Origin of the sequence: Pseudomonas sp. MF4836 (assembly GCF_002018875.1) — a bacterium.
Lineage (GTDB): Bacteria > Pseudomonadota > Gammaproteobacteria > Pseudomonadales > Pseudomonadaceae > Aquipseudomonas.
The window spans coordinates 135225-159152 of sequence record NZ_MVOL01000005.1 but is presented as its reverse complement, the minus strand read 5'-3'; the positions used below and the strand labels follow the sequence as shown (position 1 = coordinate 159152).

The 23928-nt window shown below is 58.7% G+C and carries 20 protein-coding genes and 1 pseudogene; 13 read left to right on the top strand and 8 right to left on the bottom strand.

Annotated elements, in window-relative coordinates; translation table 11 throughout:
• Positions 1-209: 209 nt before the first annotated feature.
• The 6 genes from kdpF to MF4836_RS13335 all read left to right on the top strand — a co-directional run bounded on the left by kdpF (position 210) and on the right by MF4836_RS13335 (position 8242).
• Positions 210-299, top strand: coding sequence for a K(+)-transporting ATPase subunit F (gene kdpF / locus MF4836_RS13360; RefSeq protein ID WP_007899818.1), 90 nt, complete (start codon positions 210-212; stop codon positions 297-299).
• Positions 300-307: 8 nt separating this feature from the next.
• On the top strand, positions 308-2017 hold the full coding sequence (kdpA, locus tag MF4836_RS13355) for a potassium-transporting ATPase subunit KdpA (RefSeq protein ID WP_078470695.1): 1710 nt from the start codon (positions 308-310) through the stop codon (positions 2015-2017).
• A 16-nt stretch (positions 2018-2033) separates the two neighbouring features.
• Positions 2034-4127, top strand: a complete 2094-nt coding sequence (gene kdpB, locus MF4836_RS13350; protein WP_421548587.1) for a potassium-transporting ATPase subunit KdpB — start codon at positions 2034-2036, stop codon at positions 4125-4127.
• Between the two features lie 72 nt (positions 4128-4199).
• Positions 4200-4745, top strand: a complete 546-nt coding sequence (kdpC, locus tag MF4836_RS13345) for a potassium-transporting ATPase subunit KdpC (protein WP_078470693.1) — start codon at positions 4200-4202, stop codon at positions 4743-4745.
• Between the two features lie 64 nt (positions 4746-4809).
• Entirely contained in the window at positions 4810-7461 is a 2652-nt protein-coding gene (locus MF4836_RS13340) for a sensor histidine kinase (protein WP_078470692.1), read from the top strand.
• An 85-nt stretch (positions 7462-7546) separates the two neighbouring features.
• Positions 7547-8242 (top strand): response regulator, encoded by a 696-nt coding sequence (locus MF4836_RS13335; protein ID WP_020299659.1) that lies wholly within the window; start codon positions 7547-7549, stop codon positions 8240-8242.
• Positions 8243-8261: 19 nt separating this feature from the next.
• Here the strand turns inward: MF4836_RS13335 and MF4836_RS13330 are convergent, their stop codons facing one another.
• Positions 8262-9299 carry a patatin-like phospholipase family protein gene (locus MF4836_RS13330; RefSeq protein ID WP_020299660.1) on the bottom strand — a complete coding sequence of 346 codons (1038 nt, stop codon included), beginning with the start codon at positions 9297-9299 and terminating at the stop codon, positions 8262-8264.
• Between the two features lie 219 nt (positions 9300-9518).
• Here MF4836_RS13330 and MF4836_RS13325 point away from each other — a divergent pair, with 219 nt between their 5' ends.
• The 3 genes from MF4836_RS13325 (at position 9519) to MF4836_RS13315 (ending at position 11628) form a co-directional block, all read left to right on the top strand.
• On the top strand, positions 9519-9797 hold the full coding sequence (locus MF4836_RS13325; RefSeq protein ID WP_020299661.1) for a hypothetical protein: 279 nt from the start codon (positions 9519-9521) through the stop codon (positions 9795-9797).
• Positions 9798-9955: 158 nt separating this feature from the next.
• Entirely contained in the window at positions 9956-10723 is a 768-nt protein-coding gene (locus tag MF4836_RS13320; RefSeq protein WP_078470691.1) for a CHAD domain-containing protein, read from the top strand.
• A 107-nt stretch (positions 10724-10830) separates the two neighbouring features.
• Positions 10831-11628 carry an acyl-CoA thioesterase gene (locus tag MF4836_RS13315; RefSeq protein ID WP_078470690.1) on the top strand — a complete coding sequence of 266 codons (798 nt, stop codon included), beginning with the start codon at positions 10831-10833 and terminating at the stop codon, positions 11626-11628.
• A 124-nt stretch (positions 11629-11752) separates the two neighbouring features.
• On the opposite strand, the pseudogene MF4836_RS13310 reads toward MF4836_RS13315, so the two are convergent.
• From MF4836_RS13310 to MF4836_RS13300, 3 genes and pseudogenes are all read right to left on the bottom strand, one after another.
• A pseudogene (locus MF4836_RS13310) lies at positions 11753-11983 on the bottom strand (terminase); the annotation flags it as partial.
• A gap of 180 nt (positions 11984-12163) precedes the next feature.
• Positions 12164-13645, bottom strand: a complete 1482-nt coding sequence (locus MF4836_RS13305) for a methyl-accepting chemotaxis protein (protein WP_078470688.1) — start codon at positions 13643-13645, stop codon at positions 12164-12166.
• Between the two features lie 85 nt (positions 13646-13730).
• On the bottom strand, positions 13731-14537 hold the full coding sequence (locus tag MF4836_RS13300) for a TatD family hydrolase (RefSeq protein ID WP_078470687.1): 807 nt from the start codon (positions 14535-14537) through the stop codon (positions 13731-13733).
• Positions 14538-14771: 234 nt separating this feature from the next.
• On the opposite strand from MF4836_RS13300, the gene MF4836_RS13295 reads away from it, so the two are divergent.
• From MF4836_RS13295 to MF4836_RS13285, 3 genes are all read left to right on the top strand, one after another.
• Complete coding sequence (locus MF4836_RS13295) at positions 14772-16193, top strand: transglycosylase SLT domain-containing protein (RefSeq protein WP_078470686.1); 1422 nt, start codon at positions 14772-14774, stop codon at positions 16191-16193.
• A 102-nt stretch (positions 16194-16295) separates the two neighbouring features.
• A complete protein-coding gene (locus tag MF4836_RS13290) occupies positions 16296-16730 on the top strand; it encodes a DoxX family protein (RefSeq protein ID WP_078470685.1) in 435 nt (144 codons plus the stop codon).
• A 248-nt stretch (positions 16731-16978) separates the two neighbouring features.
• Complete coding sequence (locus MF4836_RS13285) at positions 16979-17299, top strand: hypothetical protein (protein WP_078470684.1); 321 nt, start codon at positions 16979-16981, stop codon at positions 17297-17299.
• 50 nt (positions 17300-17349) lie between these two features.
• Here the strand turns inward: MF4836_RS13285 and MF4836_RS13280 are convergent, their stop codons facing one another.
• The 4 genes from MF4836_RS13280 to MF4836_RS13265 form a co-directional block, all read right to left on the bottom strand.
• Complete coding sequence (locus MF4836_RS13280) at positions 17350-17979, bottom strand: response regulator transcription factor (protein WP_020299670.1); 630 nt, start codon at positions 17977-17979, stop codon at positions 17350-17352.
• A 266-nt stretch (positions 17980-18245) separates the two neighbouring features.
• Positions 18246-20069 carry a GldG family protein gene (locus tag MF4836_RS13275; protein WP_078470683.1) on the bottom strand — a complete coding sequence of 608 codons (1824 nt, stop codon included), beginning with the start codon at positions 20067-20069 and terminating at the stop codon, positions 18246-18248.
• A gap of 10 nt (positions 20070-20079) precedes the next feature.
• Positions 20080-20814 carry an ABC transporter permease subunit gene (locus tag MF4836_RS13270; RefSeq protein ID WP_078470682.1) on the bottom strand — a complete coding sequence of 245 codons (735 nt, stop codon included), beginning with the start codon at positions 20812-20814 and terminating at the stop codon, positions 20080-20082.
• Positions 20811-21734 (bottom strand): ABC transporter ATP-binding protein, encoded by a 924-nt coding sequence (locus tag MF4836_RS13265; protein ID WP_078470681.1) that lies wholly within the window; start codon positions 21732-21734, stop codon positions 20811-20813. Before MF4836_RS13265 ends, MF4836_RS13270 begins: the two co-directional genes overlap by 4 nt.
• Positions 21735-22015: 281 nt before the next feature.
• Here MF4836_RS13265 and MF4836_RS13255 point away from each other — a divergent pair, with 281 nt between their 5' ends.
• A complete protein-coding gene (locus MF4836_RS13255) occupies positions 22016-23917 on the top strand; it encodes a hypothetical protein (protein ID WP_153050234.1) in 1902 nt (633 codons plus the stop codon).
• The last annotated feature ends 11 nt before the right edge of the window (positions 23918-23928 follow it).

The following is a 23928-nucleotide window of genomic DNA, read 5'->3' as shown; positions in this document are numbered from 1 at the left end:
GAAATGGGGCGCCCGCGTGCCTTGCATCGGGGCGCCGCTGTTGGCGTGGCCAATGGTGATCGGCCCCTGGCAGACCGGCGTAAAGGGCATGCAAAGCCACTCTTTACGCTTTCTTTATGCCTGACCCACCGCGTCGATCTCGTTCCTTTACAGGCTGCCTACGGACAATGCCCCTACACGCGGCAATCGCCGTAACTCGGAGAAATTCCATGAGCGTTCTGGACGGGGTGTCACTGCTGTTGGCAGTGGGGCTGTTCATTTATCTACTGGTTGCGCTGTTGCGCGCGGATCGGAACTAGGAGCAGCTATGCACAGTTATGACTACGGGCTGATCCTGGCTTTTTTCGCCCTGGTGCTGCTACCGGCGCCGTTGCTGGGACGGTTCTACTACAAGGTAATGGAAGGCCAGCGCACCTGGTTGACACCGGTGCTGGGGCCGGTGGAGCGGGTCTGCTATCGCCTTTCCGGGGTTGATCCACAGACCGAGCAAAGCTGGCAGAAGTACACCCTGGCGTTGCTCGCTTTCAACCTGGCGGGCTTTGTCCTGCTGTTCGCAATCCTGCTGTTCCAGGACCACCTTCCGCTCAATCCGCAGAACCTGCCGGGCCAGGAGTGGACGTTGGCGTTCAATACCGCCATCAGCTTCATGACCAACACCAACTGGCAGAGTTACAGCGGCGAAGCCTCCCTGAGCTACCTGAGCCAGATGGCAGGCCTGACCGTGCAGAACTTCGTCAGCGCCGCCACCGGCCTGGCCGTGCTGGTTGCCTTGTGCCGTGGCATCGGTCGTCGCTCGGCGCAAACCCTGGGTAACTTCTGGGTCGACATGACCCGCGCGACGCTCTATGGCTTGCTGCCGTTGTGCCTGCTGCTGGCGCTGTTCCTGGTGTGGCAGGGCGTGCCTCAGACCTTCGCTCACTATGTGAATGCCCTGACGATGCAGGGCGCCGATCAGGTGATCCCCCTGGGCCCGGCGGCCAGCCAGATCGCCATCAAGCAACTGGGGACCAACGGCGGTGGCTTCTTTGGCGCCAACTCGGCCCACCCATTCGAAAACCCGAGCGCCTGGAGCAACCTGTTCGAGTTGGGCTCGATCATCCTGATCCCGGTGGCCCTGGTGTTTACGTTTGGCCATTACGTCAAGGATCTGCGCCAGAGCCGGGCCATCATCGCCTGCATGCTGGCGTTGTTCCTGATTGGCGGCGCCACCTCGCTGTGGGCCGAATACCAACCCAACCCTGCGCTGAACAATGTGGCGGTGGAGCAGACCGCGCCGCTGGAAGGCAAGGAAGCGCGTTTCGGTACGACCGCCACCGTGCTCTGGTCGGTGACCACCACCGCGGCGTCCAACGGTTCGGTCAACGGCATGCATGACAGCCTCAACCCCCTGAGCGGGATGGTGGCGCTGATCAACATGATGGTTGGCGAAGTGATCTTCGGCGGCGTGGGAGCCGGTCTTTACGGGATGTTGCTCAACGTGTTGATCGCTGTGTTCCTGGCCGGGTTGATGATCGGGCGAACCCCTGAATACCTGGGCAAGAAACTGCAGGCCAAGGAAGTGCAATTGCTGGTGGTGACTCTGATGGTGATGCCGATCGGTGTGCTGGTGCTGGGGGCGGTTGCCGCCAGCCTGCCGGTGCCCGCATCGGCCATCAGCAACCCCGGGCCCCATGGTTTCAGTCAGTTGCTCTATGCCTACACCTCGGCCAGTGCCAACAACGGCTCGGCCTTCGCCGGCTTCAGCGCCAACACTGCCTTCCACAACCTGATGCTGGGCCTGGGCATGTTGATCGGGCGCTTCGGCTACATCCTGCCGGTACTGGCCCTGGCCGGTAGCCTGGCGATGAAGAAGACCGCGCCGATTGGCCAGAACAGTTTCCCGACCCATGGCCCGCTGTTCGTCACGCTGCTGACAGTGACCATTTTGCTGGTGGGTGGCCTGACGTTCCTGCCAACCCTGGCACTGGGGCCTATTGCCGAACACCTGAGCATGGATGCCCTTGGGTTCAAGGGCTGAGGATTAGACGATGAATATGCATGTTCCTGCTGCAAAAAAATCTGCGCCTGATGCTGCTGGCACCACGCCTGGCAGTTCCCGGCCGGCGACCTCGGAGCAGTCGAAAACCGCAATCTCGGCCCTGTGGCGCCCGGCGCTGGTCCAGGCCTTCGTCAAGCTCGACCCGCGCCAGCTCAAACGTTCGCCGGTGATGCTGGTGGTGGAGCTGACCGCGGTCCTGACCACTGTCCTGTGTGTGTTGCCGGACCCTGCGGTACCGACCTTCGTCGCCGCGCAAATCGCTCTGTGGCTGTGGTTTACCGTGCTCTTCGCCAACTTTGCCGAAGCCTTGGCCGAGGGGCGCGGCAAGGCTCGCGCCGACAGCCTCAAGGCGGGCAGCGAAGGCTTGAGCGCCCGGCGGCAGAAGGACGATGGCAGCTTCCAGGTTGTACCCGCCGCCAGCTTGCGCAAGGGTGATGTGGTGCGAGTCGAAGCCGGGGAGATGATCCCGGGTGATGGTGAGGTGATCGAAGGGATTGCCGCGGTCAACGAAGCGGCGATTACCGGGGAGTCGGCTCCCGTGATCCGCGAGTCCGGGGGGGATCGCTCGGCGGTCACCGGCAATACCCGGCTGGTGTCTGACTGGCTGCGGGTGCGGATTACCGCCAACCCCGGCGAGTCGACCCTGGACCGCATGATCGCCTTGGTGGAAGGCGCCAAGCGCCAGAAAACGCCGAATGAGGTGGCGCTGGATATCCTGCTGATCGGCCTGACCCTGATCTTCCTGCTGGTGGTGGTGACCTTGCAGCCCTTTGCCCACTTCGCCAACGGCAGCCTGCCACTGGTGTTTCTGGTGGCGTTGCTGGTGACCTTGATTCCGACCACCATTGGCGGCCTGTTGTCGGCCATCGGCATCGCCGGCATGGACCGCCTGGTGCGCCTGAATGTGATCGCCAAATCCGGGCGAGCGGTGGAGGCGGCGGGGGACGTGCACGTCCTGCTGCTGGACAAGACCGGCACCATCACCTTCGGTAACCGCCGCTGCACCGCGATTCACGCAGCGCCTGGGGTCAGTGCCAAAGAGATGGCCGAGGGCGCGTTATTCGCCTCCCTGGCCGACGACACCGCCGAGGGCAAGTCCATCGTTGAGTACCTGCGCGGGCTTTATCCACAGCCTGAACCGGCGATCGAAGTGCTGACTGCCGTGCCGTTCAGCGCAGAAACCCGCTTGTCAGGGGTCGATTACCAGGGGCGGGTCTACCGCAAGGGGGCGGTGGATTCGCTGCTGGCCTTTGTCGGCCTGCAACGCAAGGACCTGCCTGCGGCGCTGTCCCGGGAGATCGACCAGATCGCCCAAAGCGGCGGTACTCCTTTGCTGGTCTGCGCCGAGGGCAAGCTGCTGGGCGCGATCCATCTCAAGGACGTGGTCAAACCGGGCATCCGCGAGCGTTTCGCCGAGCTGCGCAAGCTCGGGATTCGTACCGTGATGGTGACGGGTGACAACCCGCTGACCGCCGCCGCCATTGCGGCCGAAGCCGGTGTCGATGACGTGCTGGCCGAAGCCACGCCGGAGAAGAAGCTGGCGCGGATTCGCCATGAGCAGAATGACGGGCGGCTGGTGGCCATGTGTGGCGACGGCGCCAACGATGCCCCGGCCCTGGCCCAGGCGGATGTCGGCATGGCGATGAACGACGGCACCCAGGCGGCCCGCGAGGCGGCGAACATGGTCGATCTCGACAGCGATCCGACCAAGCTGCTGGACGTGGTGCAGATCGGCAAGGAGCTGCTGGTTACCCGAGGCGCACTGACCACCTTCTCGATTGCCAACGATGTGGCCAAGTACTTCGCGATCCTGCCGGCGTTGTTTGCGGCGATTTATCCACAGCTGGGCGTGCTCAACGTCATGGGGCTGACCAGCCCGCAGAGCGCGATCCTGTCGGCGATCGTGTTCAATGCCCTGATCATCGTCGTGCTGATTCCACTGGCATTGCGTGGGGTGCGGGTGCAGGCAGCCAGTGCGGCCCACCTGCTGCGGCGCAACCTGTTGATTTACGGCGTGGGCGGGATCGTGGTGCCGTTCGTCGGTATCAAGCTGATCGACATGCTGCTGACCGCGCTGCACCTGGTGTAACTCCCCGTTGCAGGGGCCGGCTGACCCGCCTGCTCCTGCCGGGATCGGACTTGATGAATCGAGGATTGAATGATGTCTAGCGTATTGCGTCCGGCCTTGAGCCTGATGGTATTGATGACCCTGATCACCGGTGTCGCCTATCCACTGGTTGTGACCGGGGTCGCCCAGTTGGCGTTCCCGGACCAGGCCAACGGCAGCCTGGTGCGTGACGCCGACGGCAAGGTGCGTGGCTCGGCCCTGATCGCTCAGGATTTTGTCGGCGATGCCTGGTTCCATCCGCGTCCTTCTGCAGGCGCTTTTGCCACGGTTTCCAGCAGCGCCAGCAACCTGGCACCGAGCAACCCGGCCCTTGCCACGCGGGTGATCGATGACGCCAACAAACTGCTGGTGCCTGGCCAGGGACCGGTGCCCCTGGCCTTGCTCACCACCTCTGGCAGTGGGCTGGATCCGCACTTGCCTCCGGCCGCGATTACCTATCAACTGGCGCGGGTTGCGGCGGCGCGCAACCTGCCCCAGGCCAAGGTCCAAGCGCTGGTGGACACGCTGGTCGAGCAGCCGCTGATAGGCCCTCCAGTGGTCAATGTGCTGGCCCTGAATCGGGCCCTGGAAACCTTGTAGGCACAGGCGCGGCTGTTTACTGCCGCTGCGTTGATTAACTTTTTTGTTGCAGAGAGTTCCGCCCATGAGCGATTCCGGCCGCGCCGACGCGCTGTTAGCTGATCTGCCCCGCGATGGACGCGGTCGGCTCAAGGTTTTTCTGGGCGCCGCACCGGGCGTGGGCAAGACATACGCCATGTTGCAGGCGGCCCATGCGCAACTGCGCCAGGGGGTAAAGGTCCTGGCCGGGGTGGTCGAGACCCACGGCCGCGCAGAAACCGAAGCCTTGCTCGGCGGCCTGCCGCAACAGCCGCTGGTGCGCTCCGAGTATCGCGGGGTGATGCTGGAAGAGATGGACCTCGACGGGTTGCTCAAGGCCCGGCCCAAGCTGGTACTGGTAGACGAGTTGGCCCACAGCAACGCCCCCGGCAGTCGCCATGCCAAGCGTTGGCAGGACATCCAGGAACTGCTGGCAGCCGGGATTGACGTGTTCACCACGGTCAACGTGCAACACCTCGAAAGCCTCAACGATCAGGTGCGCGGCATCACCGGTGTGCAGGTGCGCGAAACCTTGCCTGACTGGGTGCTGCAGGAAGCCTATGAGCTGCTGCTGGTCGACCTGCCGCCCCGAGAACTGTTGGAGCGCCTGCGCGATGGCAAGGTCTACGTGCCGGAGCAGGCGCGGGCGGCCATCGATGCCTTCTTTACCCAAACCAACCTCACTGCCTTGCGCGAGTTGGCGATGCAGACCGCGGCGGCCCAGGTCGACGATGACCTGGCCCAGGGCTATCGGCAGCTGGGGCAGGCGGCGCCGGCCGTGCGCGGCCGATTACTGGTCGGGGTCGATGGTGATGCCCAGGCCGAACGCCTGGTGCGGCATGCGAGCCGGGTGGCACAACGTCGGCACCTGCCCTGGAGCATGGTGCATGTCGACAACGGCAGTGTGCGTGACGAACAGTCGCGCCTGCGCTTGCAGGCGGCGCAGCAATTGGCCGAGCGCCTGGGCGGTGAAGTGGTGTTGCTGCGCGCCGCCGAAGTGGCGAAAACCCTGATTCAGCATGCGGCGGAGCGGCGGGCGAGCCTGGTGCTGGTCGGCCAGTCCAGTCATCGCCTGCGCCGACGCTGGTTCGGCGGCGGGCTGGCGGCGCGTTTGCTGCGTCAGGCCAGCGGCCTGGAAATCAACGTCCTGGACAGCGAAGCGCAACCACATCAGCCACGGCTGCGCCCTGAGCAATCCGTGGCCTGGTTCGACTACGGGTTGGCGCTGCTGGCTACGGCCTTGGCCAGTGCCCTGGCCTGGGCGGTGGCCAGTGTGCTGCCGCTGCCCAACATCTCCCTGGTGTTTCTGGCCGCGGTGTTGCTGGTGGCGGTGCGCAGCAGCCTGGGGCCGGCGCTGGCGTGCGCGGTGCTGTCGTTTCTGACCTATGACTTCCTGTTTATCCCGCCCAGTTTTTCCTTCTCGATCCAGCGCGAAGAGGATGTATTGACCCTGGTGTTCTTCCTCATGATGGCGGCCCTGACCGGTAACCTGGCTGCCCGCCAGCGCCGCCAGTTGCAGGCATTGCGTGATACCCAGGAAGAAACCAGCGAGCTGTTGGATCTGTCGCGCAAACTGACCGCGGCTACCGATCGCCAGGCGGTGATCAGCGCTGCGGCCCAGCACTTGAACGGCTGGAAGGACTTGAAACTGTGCCTGCTCAACCGCGACGGGCAGGGCGACTGGAAGGTGGAAACCGGTGGCCCGCTGCAGTTTTCCGAAGCCGAGCGTGCGGCTGCCGATTGGGCTTGGCAGCATGACCAGCCGGCCGGCCATGGTACCGGTACCTTGCCTTTTGGACACTGGTGGTGGTGGCCGCTGTCGGTGGACGAAGGCCCGCTGGCCTTGTTGGGGGTTTGCCCGAAAGAGGGCACGGAACTTACCGGGCAACGTCGGCGGTTATTGACCGCCTTGAGTCAGCCGCTGGCCCAGGCGCTGGCTCGGGCGCAACTGGCCGAAGACCTGGAAGCCGCCAGGCTGCACGGCGAAACCGAACAGCTGCGCAGCGCCTTGCTGGCCTCGGTGTCCCATGACCTGCGCACTCCCCTGACCTCGATGCGCGGCAGCATCGACAGCTTGCTGGCGCTGGGCGAGGCGATTCCGCTGGAGGACCGCCGCGAATTGCTGGAGGGCACCCGTGACGAAGCCGAGCGCCTGGACCGCTACATCCAGAACCTGCTGGACATGACCCGCCTCGGCCATGGTGCCCTGAAGCTGGCACGGGACTGGGTGGCCCCCGGGGATATCGTCGGCAGTGCAATGAACCGCCTGCGGGCCGTGCTCGCCTCCTTGCAAGTCAGCACCGATGTGCCCGCGCAGTTGCCGCTGTTGTATGTGCACGCGGCCTTGATCGAACAGGCGCTGGTGAATGTGCTGGAGAACGCCGCGCGGTTCTCTCCCGCCCACGGTCGTTTGCAGTTGAGCGTCGGTGCGAGTGAAAGCGAACTGTGGTTTGCCGTGAGCGATGAGGGGCCGGGTATTCCCCAGGACGAGCGGGAAAAAATCTTCGATATGTTTTACACCGCCGCCCGGGGTGACCGAGGCGGTCAGGGCACCGGCCTGGGGCTGGCGATCTGTCAGGGCATGGTCGGTGCCCACGGTGGGCACATCAGCGTCGCCGAAGGCATCGAGGGACGTGGCACCTGTATTACCCTGTTCCTGCCGTTGCCGACGCAACCTGCCGCCGAGGCCCAGGTGTGATTGGCTGCCCGGCATCGCCCAGGCCAGGCCCGCGCAGGCAGCGCTGGGCTACTCTTTTGCAACTTATTTGTCTTGAATGGAAATCATGAGCCAGACCGCGACCATCCTGGTCATTGACGACGAACCGCAAATTCGCAAATTTCTGCGCATCAGCCTGGCCTCCCAAGGCTACAAAGTGATCGAGGCCGGCACTGGCAATGAAGGGCTGGCCCAGGCCGCGCTGAACAAGCCGGACCTGCTGGTGCTCGACCTGGGCCTGCCGGACATGGACGGGCAGCAGGTGCTGCGCGAGTTTCGCGAATGGTCGAGTGTGCCGGTGCTGGTGCTCTCGGTGCGTGCCAGTGAAATCCAGAAAGTTGAAGCACTGGACGGTGGTGCCAACGATTACGTGACCAAGCCCTTTGGGATCCAGGAGTTTCTGGCGCGCGTCCGAGCTTTGTTACGTCAGGCGCCTGTCGGTGAAGGGCAGGAAGCCGCGCTGAGTTTTGGACCCTTGACCGTGGACCTGGCCTATCGCCGGGTGCTGCTCGAGGGCGTGGAAGTGGCCCTGACCCGCAAGGAGTACGCGGTGCTGGCGCAACTGGCGCGTCACCCAGGGCGGGTGATTACCCAGCAGCAGTTGCTCAAGGACATCTGGGGCCCGACCCATACCGAAGACAGCCACTACCTGCGGATTGTGGTCGGGCACTTGCGCCAGAAGCTGGCGGACGATCCGGCCCGTCCACGTTTTATCCTCACCGAAGCCGGGATCGGCTATCGCTTGTTGAACGCTGAGTCCTGAGCGTCCAGGCGTTCGGTGCTCAGTTCTGCTCGCTTTCGTAGCGGTCCAGGGTATCGCTGGCGATTTCCCGGCCCAGGGCGATCAGCTCCGGCGCCTTGTAGAACTCGAAAAAACGGCAGACGCGCTTGGGCACGTTGATCAGGATATCCGGCGGGTAGCCCGCGATTTTGTACTGGGCCAGGGAGGTCTGCATCACCTCGAAGCTCTGGTTGATCAGGTCCAGCAGCGAGGCCGGGCCGACGTTATCGATGATGAAGGATCCGGTGGCAGACTTCGGCGCCCCTTCACTTTCCGGTGCTGCCGCCGGTTGCTGGGCTTCGGGCTGGGCCGATTCGATCCAGGGATTGATCTCCGCTGCCTCGGCCTTCAAGGCTTCTTGCTCGATAAGCAGCAGCTGTTCGGCCTGCTTGCGGCGAAAGGGCATGTGCGAACCCAGGGAACTGATCAGGTTGTCGAAGCGACTCTTGAAGGCCGGAGGGCGTTGAATCACCGGCAATTGATAGTGGCGCTGGTTGGTCGAGTTGAGGTTGACGGCGATGATCAGGTCGCAATGGCTGGACACCACCGGCACGATCGGCAGCGGATTGAGCAGGCCGCCATCCACCAGCATGCGGTTACCTTGCATGACCGGAGTGAACAGGCTGGGGATGGCTGCCGAAGCGCGCATGGCCTGGTGCAGGCAGCCTTCCTGGAACCAGATTTCCTGTTGGTTGGTCAAGTCGGTGGCGACGGCGGTGTAAGGGATTCGCAAGTCTTCGATGTTGATTTCGCCGACGATTTTGCGGATCTGGCCGAAAACCTTCTCGCCGCGAATCGCGCCCAGGCGAAAGCTGACGTCCACCAGGCGCAGTACGTCCAGGTAATCCAGGCTCTCGATCCATTCTCGATAATCGTTGAGCTTGCCGGCGGCGTAGATCCCGCCAACCACCGCGCCCATGGAGCAGCCGGCGATGCAGGCGATGTCATAGCCACGCCGTTCGATTTCCTCGATCACCCCGATGTGGGCGTATCCCCGGGCGCCACCTGAGCCCAGAACCAGTGCAACACGCTTCTTCATGACTCGACCCTTAGGCAAACAGGCTCCAACAATGCACCCTTCGAGGGGGGCTGTTCAATCGTGGCCTGTATTGCGCTGCAGCGCGCGGTTTACCTAGGGGGCCGCAGCGCATGCAGCTATGCTGGCGCACGCTATATTTCCCGGGGGCTATCAAGGCACTTTTTTCGGTGCCGATCGTCTGATCTTGTACGACTGTGTTTTATTCCTGAGGTGTCATCGATGAAAGCCTGGATCTGTCTGCCCCTGATTGTGTTGGCACTGGCCGGTTGCGCCGGCAAAACCGCTTACCGCGACACCTGCGGCACGCAACTGGATGCGGCCTGGCATGAACTGGACCTGGCCAAGGCTGAAGGCTTTGCCGGTACCGTCAGCTACTCCAAGGCCTTGTCCCTGCTGACGGGTGCCAAGACCCAGCAACAATTTGAGGCCTTTGAAGGTTGCGCCAGCAAGGCCGAGAAGGCACGGTTCTACATCCGCGAGTCCCGCGCTGGCCGTTGATGCAATCACTGCTGCCGTGTGAGGTCGGGGAAGGGCCACCACCGCGGGCCGGCATGACGCAGCGCAATGCTGCATGCTGGTCGGCGGTGTCATTCTGAGGGAAACAGGTTGGGCCGTTCAGAGGCTGCAACCGTGAATGCTCGATGCGGGAGTCTATGATGTCAGCCCTGGTTGATCGATTGGTGGCTCAGGTCCTGAGCCTGGAAGTGCGTTTGCTGGCCTGTCAGGCCCGGCTGGCGGCAAGTACGGATCCCGAAGCACTGCATGACTTGCGCATTACCGTGCGGCGCTTGCGCAGCTTGTTGCGACCCCTGCGCGGTTTGCCTGGGGTGGAGCAACTCGAGGCGGCAGCGGGTGAGGTCGGTCAATTGACCACGCCCTTGCGGGATCGCGAAGTGCTGGCGGCCTATCTGCATCAGCACGGGCAGCATCAGGCCGCTGATCGGCGTACCGCGCAACTGGCCCAGGAGCTTCCTGCCGTCGCAACCGGGCCGCAAGTGCAGCAGTTGCTGATGGTGCTCGATGCGTTCCCACGGTTTTTGCGGGCGTCCGAGCGGCAGGGCATCTTGCGCAGCTTGCGCCAGCGCATCGAAAAGCGCCTGGCCAAACAGTGGAAAGCGCTGGATGTGGCATTGCATGACCACGCCCATGATCGACACCGCCTGCGCCTGTTGATCAAACGCGTACGCTACGCCGCTGATGCCTACCCCGAACTCGATCGTTTGCCGGCCAAGGCGATGTCCCGGCTCAAGGCGGCCCAGGGGGCACTGGGCGATTGGCATGACTGCTGGCAGTGGCTGGCCCAGGCTGAGCAGCAACCGGACTTGCAGCCCTGCGTGGGCGTATGGCGCAGCACCATGCTCAAGGCGCAAACCCGCGCCGACCGGGTGCTGGACAAACTCAGCGGCGATTGTTTCAAGTCCTGACCATGCGTTGACGGCTCATCTGTCCGCTTGTTTGGCAGGAATAAGTGCTGTGCCCCTGCTTTTGGCTGGTTACTATCCTCGAGTTCTTTTCCGCTCTCGAGGTTTCCATGCGCTTTTTCGATTTGCTTGATGCCGTTCGCCAGAATCCCCAGCAGCTGTCTATCCCGGCCGAGTGGGCCCAGGGGCGGGCGAGTTTTGGTGGCCTGGTGGTGGCCTTGCAGTACGAAGCCATGCGCGCCAAGGTTCCGGCCGATCGTCCTGTACGTTCGTTGGCCATCACCTTTGTCGGGCCGGTCGAGCCGGATGTGCCGGTGAGTTTCGAAGTGGATGTGCTACGTGAGGGCAAGGCCGTCAGCCAGGTACTGGGCCGGGCGATGCAGAACGGGCAGGTGGTGACCCTGGTGCAGGGGAGTTTCGGTGCTTCCCGGGCCTCCGAGGTCAGCGTCGAGGCGCAACCGGCACCGGAAATGAAACACTGGGATGAGTGCCAGGAGCTGCCCTATATCAAGGGGGTAACGCCCGAGTTCATGCGCCACCTGGCCATGCGCTGGAGCATCGGCGGCCTGCCCTTTACCGGTAATCAATCCCGTGACATGGGTGGTTGGGTGCGCTTGCGCGGAGACGTGAAGGAAGAGCCGCTGACCGAGGCGCATATTCTCGCCCTGGTCGATGCCTGGCCGCCGGCGTTGTTGCCGCACCTGCGCAAACCGGCGGCGGGCAGCACCCTGACCTGGACGATTGAATTCGTTCAGCCGTTGCTGGAGTTGAGCACCCTGGACTGGTGCAAGTATTGCGTGCACATCGAGCATGCACGCGACGGTTATGGCCATGCCGCCGCCGCGCTGTGGAGCCCGGAAGGCGGATTGATCGCCTTGAGCCGGCAAACGGTGACGATTTTCGCCTGAGTCCTTTGCTGCCGAGTGGCACGGGTATCGCCCGGCCACCCGGCGGCAATGAACACTGGCCGCTAACAGGGTTGCCAGTAACCTGGCGAATAGCCCTGTCAGTGCCGGACCGCCCGCAACTTCAGGCTTCCAGGCTGTGACCACGACGTTGCAGCGACAGAGCGGCGACTACCGCGACTGCGCCGATGGCAACGCTGACCGCGCTGGGCGCGAACACCCCTGATGCAATCAGCAGGAAACCCACGATAAATAACGGGCCTGCAATCAACTGCAATACCAGGTTGGCCGAGTTGCGATGGCTTTCCGGGGTGGTGCGCCATTGCCATGCGGGGATGTTGGGATGACGTTTGCCCATGTTGTCCTCCTTAATTCATTTGTTGAAGCCGATGAATCAAGAATAGGGGCGACGCTGGGCAACATCGAATCAAGCGTTGCTATCGGGTTGATAGGCTATTTGGGGGGGCACACCGGCCAAGTTCCAGGCCTTGCGGCCAACCCATAACCTTGCAGGGCTGGGCTGGCCGATAACCTGAGATTAAAGCTTCAGCTGTCCGATCGCCTTGCTCAAGGCGCCGGCCAGGGTCGCCAGTTCATTGCTGGTGGTGGCCGAGTCGACGGTTTGCTGCACAGTGTTTTCGGTCACGTCACGGATGCTGACCACCGCACGATTCATCTCTTCCGCCACTTGGCTCTGTTGCTCGGCGGCCACCGCGATCTGGGTATTGCTTTCACGCATCTGCGCCACGGCACTGGTTATTTCGGCCAGTGCGACCCCAGCCTCCTGAGCCTGTTGCACACAGTCGTCAGCCTTGAACGAGCTTTCCTGCATGAAGTCCACCGCATCGCGGGTACCGGCCTGCAAGGCGGAAACCATGGTGGTGATCTCATCGGTTGAGCTTTGCACGCGCTTGGCCAGGTTGCGCACCTCGTCGGCAACCACCGCAAAACCACGCCCCATTTCCCCGGCGCGGGCCGCTTCGATCGCGGCGTTGAGGGCCAGCAGGTTGGTCTGTTCGGCGATGCTGTGAATCACACTGACCACGCCGTTGATTTTCTGGCTGTCTTCGGCCAGGCGCTGGATCATCTCGGCGGTCTGCTGTACGCCACTGGACAGCCCTGCGATGGATTTCTGCACGCGACTGACCACCTCCTGGCCACTGCCAGCCAATGTATCGGCAGTCTGGGACAGGTCGCGGGTAGCGCCGGCATGTTGGGCGATGTGGTATACCGTGGCCGACATTTCATTGATCGCGGTAGCCGCCTGGTCGGTCTCACTTTGCTGGCCGAGCATGCCATGGCGTACGTCGTTCATGCTCGACGCCAGGCGCGCGGCACCCACATCCAACTGCCGGGCGGTATCGGCCACGGTGTTGACCACGCGCTGATAGCCGGCCTGCATGGCGTTGAACGCTGTCGCCATCTGCCCGACTTCATCTTTGCAGGCCAGGGGAACACGGGCCGCCAGGTCGCCGGTCTTTTCAACATGCAACATCACGTCTTTGAGTGTGTTGAGTTGGCTCAGCAGAAAGCGGATCAACAGTTGCGAGGCGCACAGCATGGCGAACATCAGGATGAATACAGCAGCGGCGTAGTTGGTGAAGCGCTCGCTGAACACCTGACTCAGGCTCGGGCCGTAGGCGAGTACCGCGATTTGCTGGCCATCGGCGCGACTGATGACTTCAGCGCCCATCAGTGGGTTATCGCCGAACAAGGGCATATGGCTGAACTCGACCCAGCCCTTGGCCCCGTTCAGCTCGGGTAATGGGCGATCGTTGAGAGAGGGCGTCTGCCCGGGCTGAAAACTCAGTAAATGATCGGCACGGGGCAAAGCCTGTCCAGCCGGCCAGGCGCTGAGCAGCCGTGCCTGGGCTTGAGCGGCACCCTGAGACGCCTGGCTGCGAGCCTGCTGCTCCAGTTGTACGGCGTACAGCACCAGCAGCAGGGTAGTAACGAAGGCGACCGCATTGACCGCCCAGAATTTGTACTTCAGCGAGATATTGCTAAGCCAGGCACCCATGGAAGGTCTTCTCTGATTGAGCGAAACAGTATTGGCAAGGTGCCATTATTGTGCCGCTACTTGCTCAGACAAATCTTGATGTGGGTCAAGCAATATCCGGCAAGCCGAAGAATGCCCGGGAGCAGGCTGTGCTGTGGGCGGCCAGTTCCTCTTGGCTTTCGTTGCGATGCAAGGCCACTTCGCGCAGCACCTCCGTCAGGTAGGCCGGTTCGTTGCGGCCATTTTTAGGCTTGGGACGAAGGCTGCGTGGCAGCAGGTAGGGCGCGTCGCTTTCCAGCATCAGGCGACCCCGGGGAATTTCCCGAACCAGCGGGTGCAAATGTGTGCCACGGCGTTCGTCGCAGATCCAGCCAGTGATACCAATATGCAAGTCCAGGTCGAGGTAGCTGAACAGCGCGCGCTGCTCGCCGGTAAAGCAGTGCACCACCGCGGCGGGCAAGCGATCGCGGAAGTCGCGCAGAATGTCCAGCATGCGCTGATTGGCGTCGCGTTCATGGAGGAACACCGGTAGCTGCAAGTCTGCGGCCAGGGCCAAATGCTCTTCCAGCACCTTTTCCTGCTGCGGGCGTGGTGAGAAGTCTCGATTGAAATCCAGACCGCATTCTCCCACTGCACGCACCTGGGTCTCATTGAGCAGGGCGCGCAGGCGGCGGGCACTGTCAGCATTCCAGTCACTGGCCGAGTGGGGATGGATCCCGGCAGTGGTGAACAGCCGTTGGCCGCTTTCGTCCAACTGGTGGGCCAATTCCAACGCCTGTTCACTGCCCTCGACGCTGGTACCGGTCAGGACCAATTGGCACACGCCTGCCGCGTACGCCCGGTCGAGAACGGCCTGGTGCTTTTCGGCGAAACTTGGGTTGGTCAGGTTGACGCCGATATCTATGAGTTGCATGGTGTACCTCCGCCTGCGGCCGGAAAGCATATCAGAGCTGTAGATTTATAAGAAAAGCCAAGAACTACAACGAGTTAAAGCTGTCTTTTGCTGTCGGAAGTTAGCTTCGGTTGGTAACCCAGCCATTGCTGTGCCCGTCTTTCGCACTTTGCCAGCGCTCAAGGCGCTCTGTTTCTGACCCCCGACTCTCAAGTCTTCCTTGAATAGTTGGCCAGTATTCTTTCCGGAGAGCGGATGATCCGACCCTCGGTTTTGTTTGCGCTGTGCTTGTCGCTGTTGCTGCCGTTACCGGCGGTGGCACGTTTGGCTGGGCCACCGGAAATCGTGGCCTCGAGCAAAGTTCGCGATCTAGCGGAGATTCGCAGTAGCCGGGTGTTACGGGTGCTGGTCAATCAAAGCCGCAACAGCTCTGGCGAAGTCCAGGGTCAGGCGATTGGTGTCGAGTACCACCGGCTGCGCGCGTTCGAGCAGTACCTGAATGGCCACGCCCGCGACGGCCAGGAAATCAACCTCAAGATCATTCCCAAGTCCAAGGATCAGTTGCTTGGCGCCTTGCAACGTGGCGAAGGTGACTTGGTCGCGCCGGGCGAATTACTGGAGGCGCAACCAGGGCAGGCCGTGAGCCCCAGTGATCCCATTGCCAGTAACGTGCCGCTGCTTCTGGTGGGGATCAAGGGCGAACGCCGCTATACCCGGCTGGAACAGCTGTCCGGCAAAACCCTGGCGCTGACCACTGGCAGCGTTGCCGGCGACGCCATTAGCCAGATCAATCAGAAGCTGGCGCTGCACAAATTGGCGCCGGTGAAAGTGGAGTGGGTTGATCCCAGCCTGGCGGTGGAGGATGTACTGGAAATGGTCCAGGGCGGGATTTTCCACCTGACCATTGTCGAACAGCCCATTGCCGAACGGTGGGGCAAGATCCTGCCGAAGTTGCGCTTCGATCGTCAGGTCCTGATTAGCGAGCCGGGCGAGGAACACTGGTTTGTTCGCCGGGACGCCTCGATGCTGCGTGCGAGCATCGACCGCTTTCTGAAGACTTACAAAACCCCGGCCGATCAGGATGTGGCGTTTTTGCGCATCTATCGGCGTCTGTATCAGGTGCATTACCCCTTGGCTCGCGCCGACCGCCAGCGTCTGGAAAAGCTGCGGCCGGTGTTGCAGAAGCACGCAAAGGAACAGGGGATGGACTGGCTGAACCTGGCGGCCCTGGCGTTCAAGGAGTCTGCCTTGCAGCCCAACGCACGCAGCGGCGCAGGCCCTACCGGCCTGATGCAGATCACCTCATCTGCGGCGCAACGGGTAGGCGTGAATGATATTCAGAACTTGGATAACAATGTTCAGGCCGGGGCCAAATACCTGGCGTTGATCCGACGTAAGTTTTTCGCCAGCCCCAAGCTTAATGAGCGTGAGCGCATGGCCTTCGTGCTGGCCGCTTACAACATGGGGCCTGAGCGGGTCCAAGGCATGCGTACCGAGGCCAAACGCCGTGGTTTGAACCCTAATCAGTGGTTTTTCCAGGTGGAGCGTATCGCCATGGAACAGGTGGGAATGGGAGCCGTCAGCTATGTTAATAGCGTCAATAAATATTATCTGGCCTTCGACCGCGAAAGGGACTCGTTGGAGCCCCAGGCAAGAAGCGTCGCCTCACGTAAGTGATCGATATAGTTGATTGTTATGGCGGGTTTTTTGCGCTTTTAACATGATAAAAACTGATTAGTATGGCGACCAACTTCCCACCTTAAACAAGGACTACACAGCATGAGCCCACTGATCAAATCCGTACTGAGCACCCGCGCTGGCTTTGGCCTGAGCGTATTGCGTATTTTTGTCGGCATCATTTTCGCAGCCCATGGCTCACAAAAACTCTTCGGTCTGTTTGGCGGTTATGGCCTGGCCGGCACTGCGCAGTGGATGGAGAGTATCGGCCTGGCTCCAGGTCATTTGATGGCGTTGCTGGCGGGGGGAACGGAGTTCTTTGGTGGCCTGGCATTGATTATCGGCTTGTTGGCTCGCCCGGCGGCGTTGGGCCTGTCCTTTACCTTGCTGGTTGCGATCTTCTCGGTGCACATCAGCAACGGTTTGTTCATGGCTAACAACGGCTATGAGTTCGCCCTGGCATTGCTTGGCGGCACCGTGGCGGTATTGCTTGAGGGCGCGGGCAAGCTTTCGCTGGATGCGGCGATCACCAAGTAGCACTTGGCGTATCACTCGAAAGGCCCGCCTGATGCGGGCCTTTTTCGTTTATGGAGGTTCTTGACACTGGCCTATGGGCTTCTCTAGGATGCTGCTTATGCGCCGATTTAAACAGCTACTTGCGGGGCGCCAGATGATCGAAAGGTTGTCGTTAGAAGCTTGAGGAAGGCTTCGAAATACCGCTAAAGCGCTGGTTCGGTGTTGCCTCTCACCTGCCCGGCAGAAACTTGAGGCAGAGACACGACACGATGAATGCAATACACCCCCTTGTACGTCTTGCGCCGATCACGGCGAACCTTGTCCAGCGCAATCCGAAAATCCTTCTGGCTGGCAAGCACCAACCCACGCTATTGCGATACCTGGACGGTTGGCCGCGACGCACCGGCAGGCCTTCGGCTTTCCTGATCCAGTTTGTCGAAGAGGGTGAGTCCCTGGCTCGTTTTTCCAGCGACAGTTTCGACCTCGCGGTCATCCAAGCCCCTAGTGCCGAAAACGCTGCTGAAGTCATCAAGCAACTGACCCGCGTTGCGCGCCAAGGATTGATTACTCGCCCTCAAGACCGGTTATAAGCAATCTCGGCACGGCTGATGGCGAGTTTGGTTTGGTGGGTTCGCGCTGTTTAAACAATCGCGTTACGTTTCGCCAGATCAACCAGCGCGACCAGATTGGAAATATTGAAACGTTTCAATAAGCGCACTTTGTAAGTACTTACAGTCTTATGGCTGATCAGCAGTGCGTCGGCGATCTGCTGGTTATTCAGCCCTGTCGCCAGCAACCTCAAGACGGTAATTTCACGATCTGTGAGTCGTGAAATCAACACGCTTTCCTGGCAAGCCGCCGTGTTGTTCTGCTGCAGGATATTGATCGTGTCTTCGGGGAAGTAGCTGTAGCCCGACAAAATCGCCTTGACCGCATTGGCCAGCTCATTGAGGTTTTCGGTTTTGCATAGAAAGCCTGCGGCACCTGCTTGCAAACAACGCAACGCGAAGTTCTTCGAATCACTGGAGGTCAGTACCAGCGTCTTGACTTGCAGATGTGCCGACTTGATATGGGCGATGACCGAAAAACCATCCAGATTGGGAATGCCCAAGTCCAGAATCAACAGGTCCGGAACGTGTTTGCGCACCAGTTGTACGGCATCGGCTCCGTTGCTGGCTTCGGCGATGATCGTGTGTTGATGGGGTTCAAGTATCGACCTTATGGCCAATCTGATCAGCGGATGATCGTCGACGATAATGATGTTTCCCATGAACAGGTTCCCCTCGAGTCTAAGGTAGTGGGAAGTGTCATCCGCGCACTGCAACGTGCGCGGTTTCGTTTTTTTTTGTTGTGCGCTCATTGCCGATTCGTAATGGGCGGATGATCGTTCGAAAAATGGCTGCTTGAGCCTTACGATGATCTGACTGGTCTGAAAAATGAATCGGACTAATCTGATAGTTTCGGTGCGCGCGATGCAGGGAAAGGCAGATTTCTAACCCAGCACGCAGCCACCATCCCTCGATGGCTGCGAGTATTTCATCGAGGATGTCGGCGTTTTACGTAAATGGCGATCAGGAGAAGGAGCAGCGGTATCGTAAAGATATTGATCAGCTTGATTGTTCTTCCCAGTGAGGCAATTTCATTATTGAGCTGCAGTTGCAGGTCTCTTAATGATTTGCGTATTTGTTGGCTTTCTTGATGGTCCGCTTGTGTCGTTGTGCCGTTGGGAGTCCATTCCTCTGTCTCGGTTGGAGGACTCAGAGCGTATAGCGCGGTTAACTCGGCATCCGTCTGAGCCAGAAGTGTTTCGAGCTTTTCGGTCTTCTCGCGAAAGCGCTCTTCGTTCTCTTCGATCAATTTCTCAATACGAGTAAAAGTCGGTTGGATACGCGGTTGCGATCGCGGATTCAGCAGAGCACTTTGTGCATGGAAGTCACTCAGAATGTTCACTACGAACGCTGCGTTATCTGACCAGACCTGCGGTGCCTGAGAATCCGATTCATTCCCTTCCTTGACCCACATGCGGTTGTCCAGGATGTCTGTATCAGCCACTACCACAACCTGTATCCGAGCCCGCTCTTTTGGCTCTGTCTCGCTGCCTGCCTCCTGTTGAGCAAACGCAGAGTCTGCAAGGCCTTCAATCCGCGCGGCTAATACATAGCGTTTGTCAGACGTTGTGATTTCGCTCATAAGCTCGCTCAGCCTCCTTTTCTCATTCAGGCGAGCGAGGTCGAATGGCATAGCCTTGGTGGAGCTCTGAAGAAGAGGGGTGAAAGTTGTACTCGCACCCTGAATGGGTTCGAGGATGCCCGCGGTTGAAAGATTAATGCTTTCCACGTTTAACGTGCTGGCATCTGCCTGATTCATGGAGTCTTTGGGCAATTTGATAAAAAACGGGTGGCTGATGGATTGTTGTCCTGGTTTCAGCACGGCTGACATTGCATATAGGCCATCTCCGAGAACGCGTTCGGGCAACATCTGTACTCCCCAGGCCTTTAGCAGTTTCGGGAGTGCGGAAGATGTCTCTCGACCCGTTGGGTTTACGGCTTCCTGTTTTAACTCCAGCTCGCTGATGGGGTCTAGAAAAACCAGGAGTTTCCCCCCGTTCTGCACAAATCCATCGATTGCTTTTAACGTCTGCTCCGGCAGTTGTTTGGGGTGGACCAGTATCAGGCTGCCGAGCTCTTCAGGTATCTGATCTACATCTGGGCTCAACGTAGTCAGGTCAAACTGCTCGCGGACTTCTTGCAACCACATCCACGCAGGGAGTGTCTGCTGGGTACGTTCATCGAATCGGCGGTTCATGGGCAAGCTGGATATCAACCCCGTCATTGGACGTTTTACTTGTGCCGCACCCTGGATCAACCGATTGATTTCATATTCGAGGAACACTTCGCGCTCAGGGGTAAAAAATGAAATTGCATGGGTCTCGCGATTGGCGTCGCTGGCTGCTAAGCCAAAGTAGAAGTGAGTGCCTTGATCCGGCAGTGGCATGGACTGGAGCCCCAAAAGATCAGCCTTATCCTCTTCATCTGAAAAAGGCATAGGGTCGATGATATGCAGAGTTAATTTGCCATTGGCTTCGTGTTCATAGGTTTTGAGCAGGGCTTTTACACGTTTGGCATATTCATCTGTGGTGCCTGGCGTTTTTACATGATTGCTGGAGTAGAAAAAAAACAATTCAAGTGGTTTGTTGAGGGAGTTCAGAATGTTCTTTGTGTTCTGTGAAATGCTATAGGTCTTTTGCTCAGTCAGATCAAATTGAATGGCAGGCAATTTGGAATTCAAGATCAGAGTGAAGACTAAGAGTAGAGACCCGATCAGCAGCAGAACGCGGCTGGGTCGAAGTATATTCTTCATGTGTTTACCCTTATTCAGCTTTCTTGAGTTCGATGACAGCAGTGGTTGCTATGAGCCACGCACTGATCATGGCGAAGAAGTACAGCAAATCTCGTAGGTCGATCACACCCTTGCTGAACCTATCGAAATGGGAGATCAAGCCTATAGAGTCAAAGGATGCGCTTAGCCATCTGGGGAGGCTTGCAACGGGAACGTCCAGCGCTGGCAATAGGTTTGGGATCATGAAGACAAGCCCAATAATAAATGTCGAAATAAACGCGGTCAGATGGTCGCGCGCTAAGGCGGACAAGCAGCAGCCTATTGATAAATAAGCGCCGGCCAGTAACCAGCTGCCCAAATAACCGATGTAGAGTGCAGTATTGTCGGGCTCGCCGAGGTAGTTGATGGTGGTTGCAAGCGGGAAGGTGAGTAATAGGGATAGTCCCAAAATCGTCCAGGCAGCCAGAAACTTTCCCATTACCACTTGAAAGCTGTTGATTGGCAGGGTTAACAAGAATTCGATAGACCCGCTCTTGCGTTCTTCTGCCCAGGTTGATGTGGCAATTGCTGGGATCAGCAAGAGGTAGAGCCAGGGGATGATGTCAAACAGCGGGTTGAGGTTGGCAATATTTCGTTCGAATAAGCTCCCGAAGTAAAAGCAGGATATCCCCGAGGTTGCCAAAAAGACTGCTATATAAATATAGGTCGCAGACGTGAGTGAGTAACTCTTAAGTTCACGTTTTAAAATAATCAGAGACTGTCTCAATTTGATTTTCCAAACATGCTTTCGATCACCTCATCCACACTTCCCGGGTTGACGGTCAGGTGTTTGATCACCCATTGCCGTGCAGCAATCAGTGCGTTGATCTTTGGCGAAATAGTTGCGCCTGGCGTAGCAAGTATGGTGATGGCGCCGGGTATGTCGGTTTGCTCTTCAATTCCCGCAACTCCTGGCAGTACAGCCAGTGCAAGGTAATCCAGGGGTTTCTCACTGACGATAGTCACTGCGTTGTGATAACGGGATTGTTTACGCAGTTCAGGAATTGTATTGTCCGCCAAGAGGCGACCGTCGTACATGATCAGCGCCCGACTACAAATAGCAGTTATTTCATCCGCGCAGGTTGTGGAGAAGATGATGGTCGTGTCTGTTGACAGTGACTTTATGATGTTGTGGAGTGTTTGCCTTTGATCGGGATTGAGCCCATTCGTTGGCTCGTCGAGAACAAGTAATTTAGGCTCATGAACTATGGCCTGGGCTAGCCCGACTCTCTGCTTGAGCTCCCATGACAGGCTGCCAATCGGTTGTTTCAGAATATTTTGAAGCTTTAGTCGCTCAACGGCATTGCTCAAGTTCTTGCTTTTTTTTGCGCCCCGAATTCCCCGTAGTTCGGCAACGAAGTCGAGAAACCAATGAACGTCCATGTTGGCGTATCGGGTGGCTCTTTCAGGCATATAGCCGAGTTGGCGCAGCGCCTGAAGTTTCTGCTTGTCTACATCGAAGCCGGATAGCTCCACTTTTCCTGAAGTAGGGGGGAGTAAGCCGGTCATTATCTTCATGAGTGTGGACTTTCCTGCGCCGGTGGGCCCGAGTAGTCCTAGTACTTCGCCTGCTTGGGCGCCGAACGAAACATTCTTGATGATAGTGTGCTCGCCAAAGCGCTTGGTTAGTTTTTCTACATAGATCATATTCTTGTGCCTGATAATCCTGAAGGCGACTCTCTCTACAGGGCTGGATCCGTCCCTTTAAGGTAGCCAGTGGCATCATTGATCACGGTGGTTCGAGCGAAGCTGAGGAGTTGCATAGTGCAAGTGCGCGCGTCTGCTCTAAGGCCAAATAATACGGTTAATGTCAGTAACTGCAAGCCTGTGGCTGATTAATAGGACTGGTCCTAATGTGGTTTTTGTCCGCTTGTAATATCTTCCCTGAGCTTGTTTTTTAATATGCATGATGGGGTTTCAAATCTGCTATGTTTCTACGAACCATTACCATAAAAAACGCTGATCAAGAAATCATTAGTGGTGCGTTGCTCTGTGGTGTTGCAGTTCCTCAAATTGGCAGTAATTTTCTTGTGTATAGCCTGAATGAGGAAGTGGAAGGCGACAAAACTCGCGTGTATATCGCAATGTTGCATAAGACGAGTGATAAGTATGTTTTGAGTCAGGTTGATTCAGGCCATGAGTGGACGGTCGCAGCTCAAGTATTCAAGCAACTCGTCAGAAGAGCTGCCCACGGTGATCTTCAGAGCCATGTCGATATTCCCTATCATCTTATTGATCTGACAGATTGTGACTTGCCTGTCTCCGAAGTCGAAGATCATCGGCCTCTCAGCATCAAAAAGGCGCTGATCACCAAGCTGATCTCCATGCGCGATCAAGAACGGTTGCCAGCGATCGAACGTACGGCGCCGATTGTCTCGGGTGTTAGTGCTTTGTTCACGGAACCAGATGGATCTTATGAACATGATGACTCTCAGTTGCTGACGCTCCTTGATACAGCGGAAACGCCGGGCGATGACATTATTCAGTTAACTTCTCAAGACGCTAAGGGGCTCGATAACGGGTCATCCATGTATGCGGAGGCTGCTGACGAGCAGAAAGCAGGAGGTGTGGTGCAACACTCGGGTGATTTCAGTTCTGCGCTGGCTTCATTTACCAGTGAAGAGCTGCTGGCTGCTCCAATGCTGACTGCTTCATTTATAGATGGCTCGCAGATCAGTTCAAATGCCGAGGCATCGGATCTCTATTCGGCCGATGGGGCTCCAGGCTTGGCACTCGACAACGAAGGTGAGCCTGATGTCCTGGAAGTTACAGCGCTCGCGACTACTGCTGCTCAAGAGGAAACGGACATGAAACTCCCTGTTTCGTCATCGATGGTTGAGCGCCTACGAGTTGATGACAGTCAAAGCGAGCAGTTTCGCCAGGATATGCAAAGCACGTTGGCGGAGCTTGAAGGGCTGGTAGGCGATCTCGGTTCGGAGCCCCTTAACGATATGACTCTGGAAGAAAACGGCTCAGACCTTGGTGCAGAAGATGCCGGTATGGACTCATTGCGACCTTTTGCCCAAGTCGATGAGCATGAGGTGGGATCAGCTGATTTCATTCGGTCGAATCTTGCGGTTTCAGCCATGACTGAGGTTGGCGGTGCATCTGAAGGGGCTTCAATTAGTCCCCTTGTACAACCACGGGCTGAAGAGATGTTGGATCCAGAACACTCAGCGAAGAACTTAAAAGAACTGGAGAGCATTCAGCCGTTTGAAAATGCATCTCTTCCAGGGGCTGATACCGAGCATCTATTGCTTGATGTCGAGAGTACCTTGGCCAATGTTGCGGGCATGGCGCAAGAGTTGGTCCAGCAAAAGCTGGGCGCAATGAAGCAGCAAGAAACCCTGGAGGGTTTGAAGTCCCAACTGCAAGAGAGAGAGCGGCAACTGGTGGAGAAAGAGGAGGGCTTGATGCTGCTCCAGAGCCAGTTGCAGCAGGAACGGGTGGCCGCAGACAGAGCTGCCGACAACAACGCCCGGATCATCGCCGAGCGTAGTTCCGCTTTGCAGCAATTGGCTGAAAGCCTTGAAGCCAGGGAGCGAAATGCAATTCGGCGATCCGAGCTTCTGCAACTGGGGCAGCAGCGTCTTGAGGAGCTTTCCAAGCAGCAGCGCGCCCGGGATCTCAAATTGGAAGCGCGTGAGCTGGATATACAGAAAAAGAGTGCTGAATTGGTAGAGCGCTTGAAGCAACTAACCAATGCCAAGAAAAAGCTCAGCAGCATTGTGAAGAACTTCAACGAAACGGTGACTTTCAACAATAGCCTCCATGCCATTTCCAGCATCCCCCTCGGCGAGGGCGAATGTTCTCCGGATGGAGTGGTCTGAGCCCGCTGTAA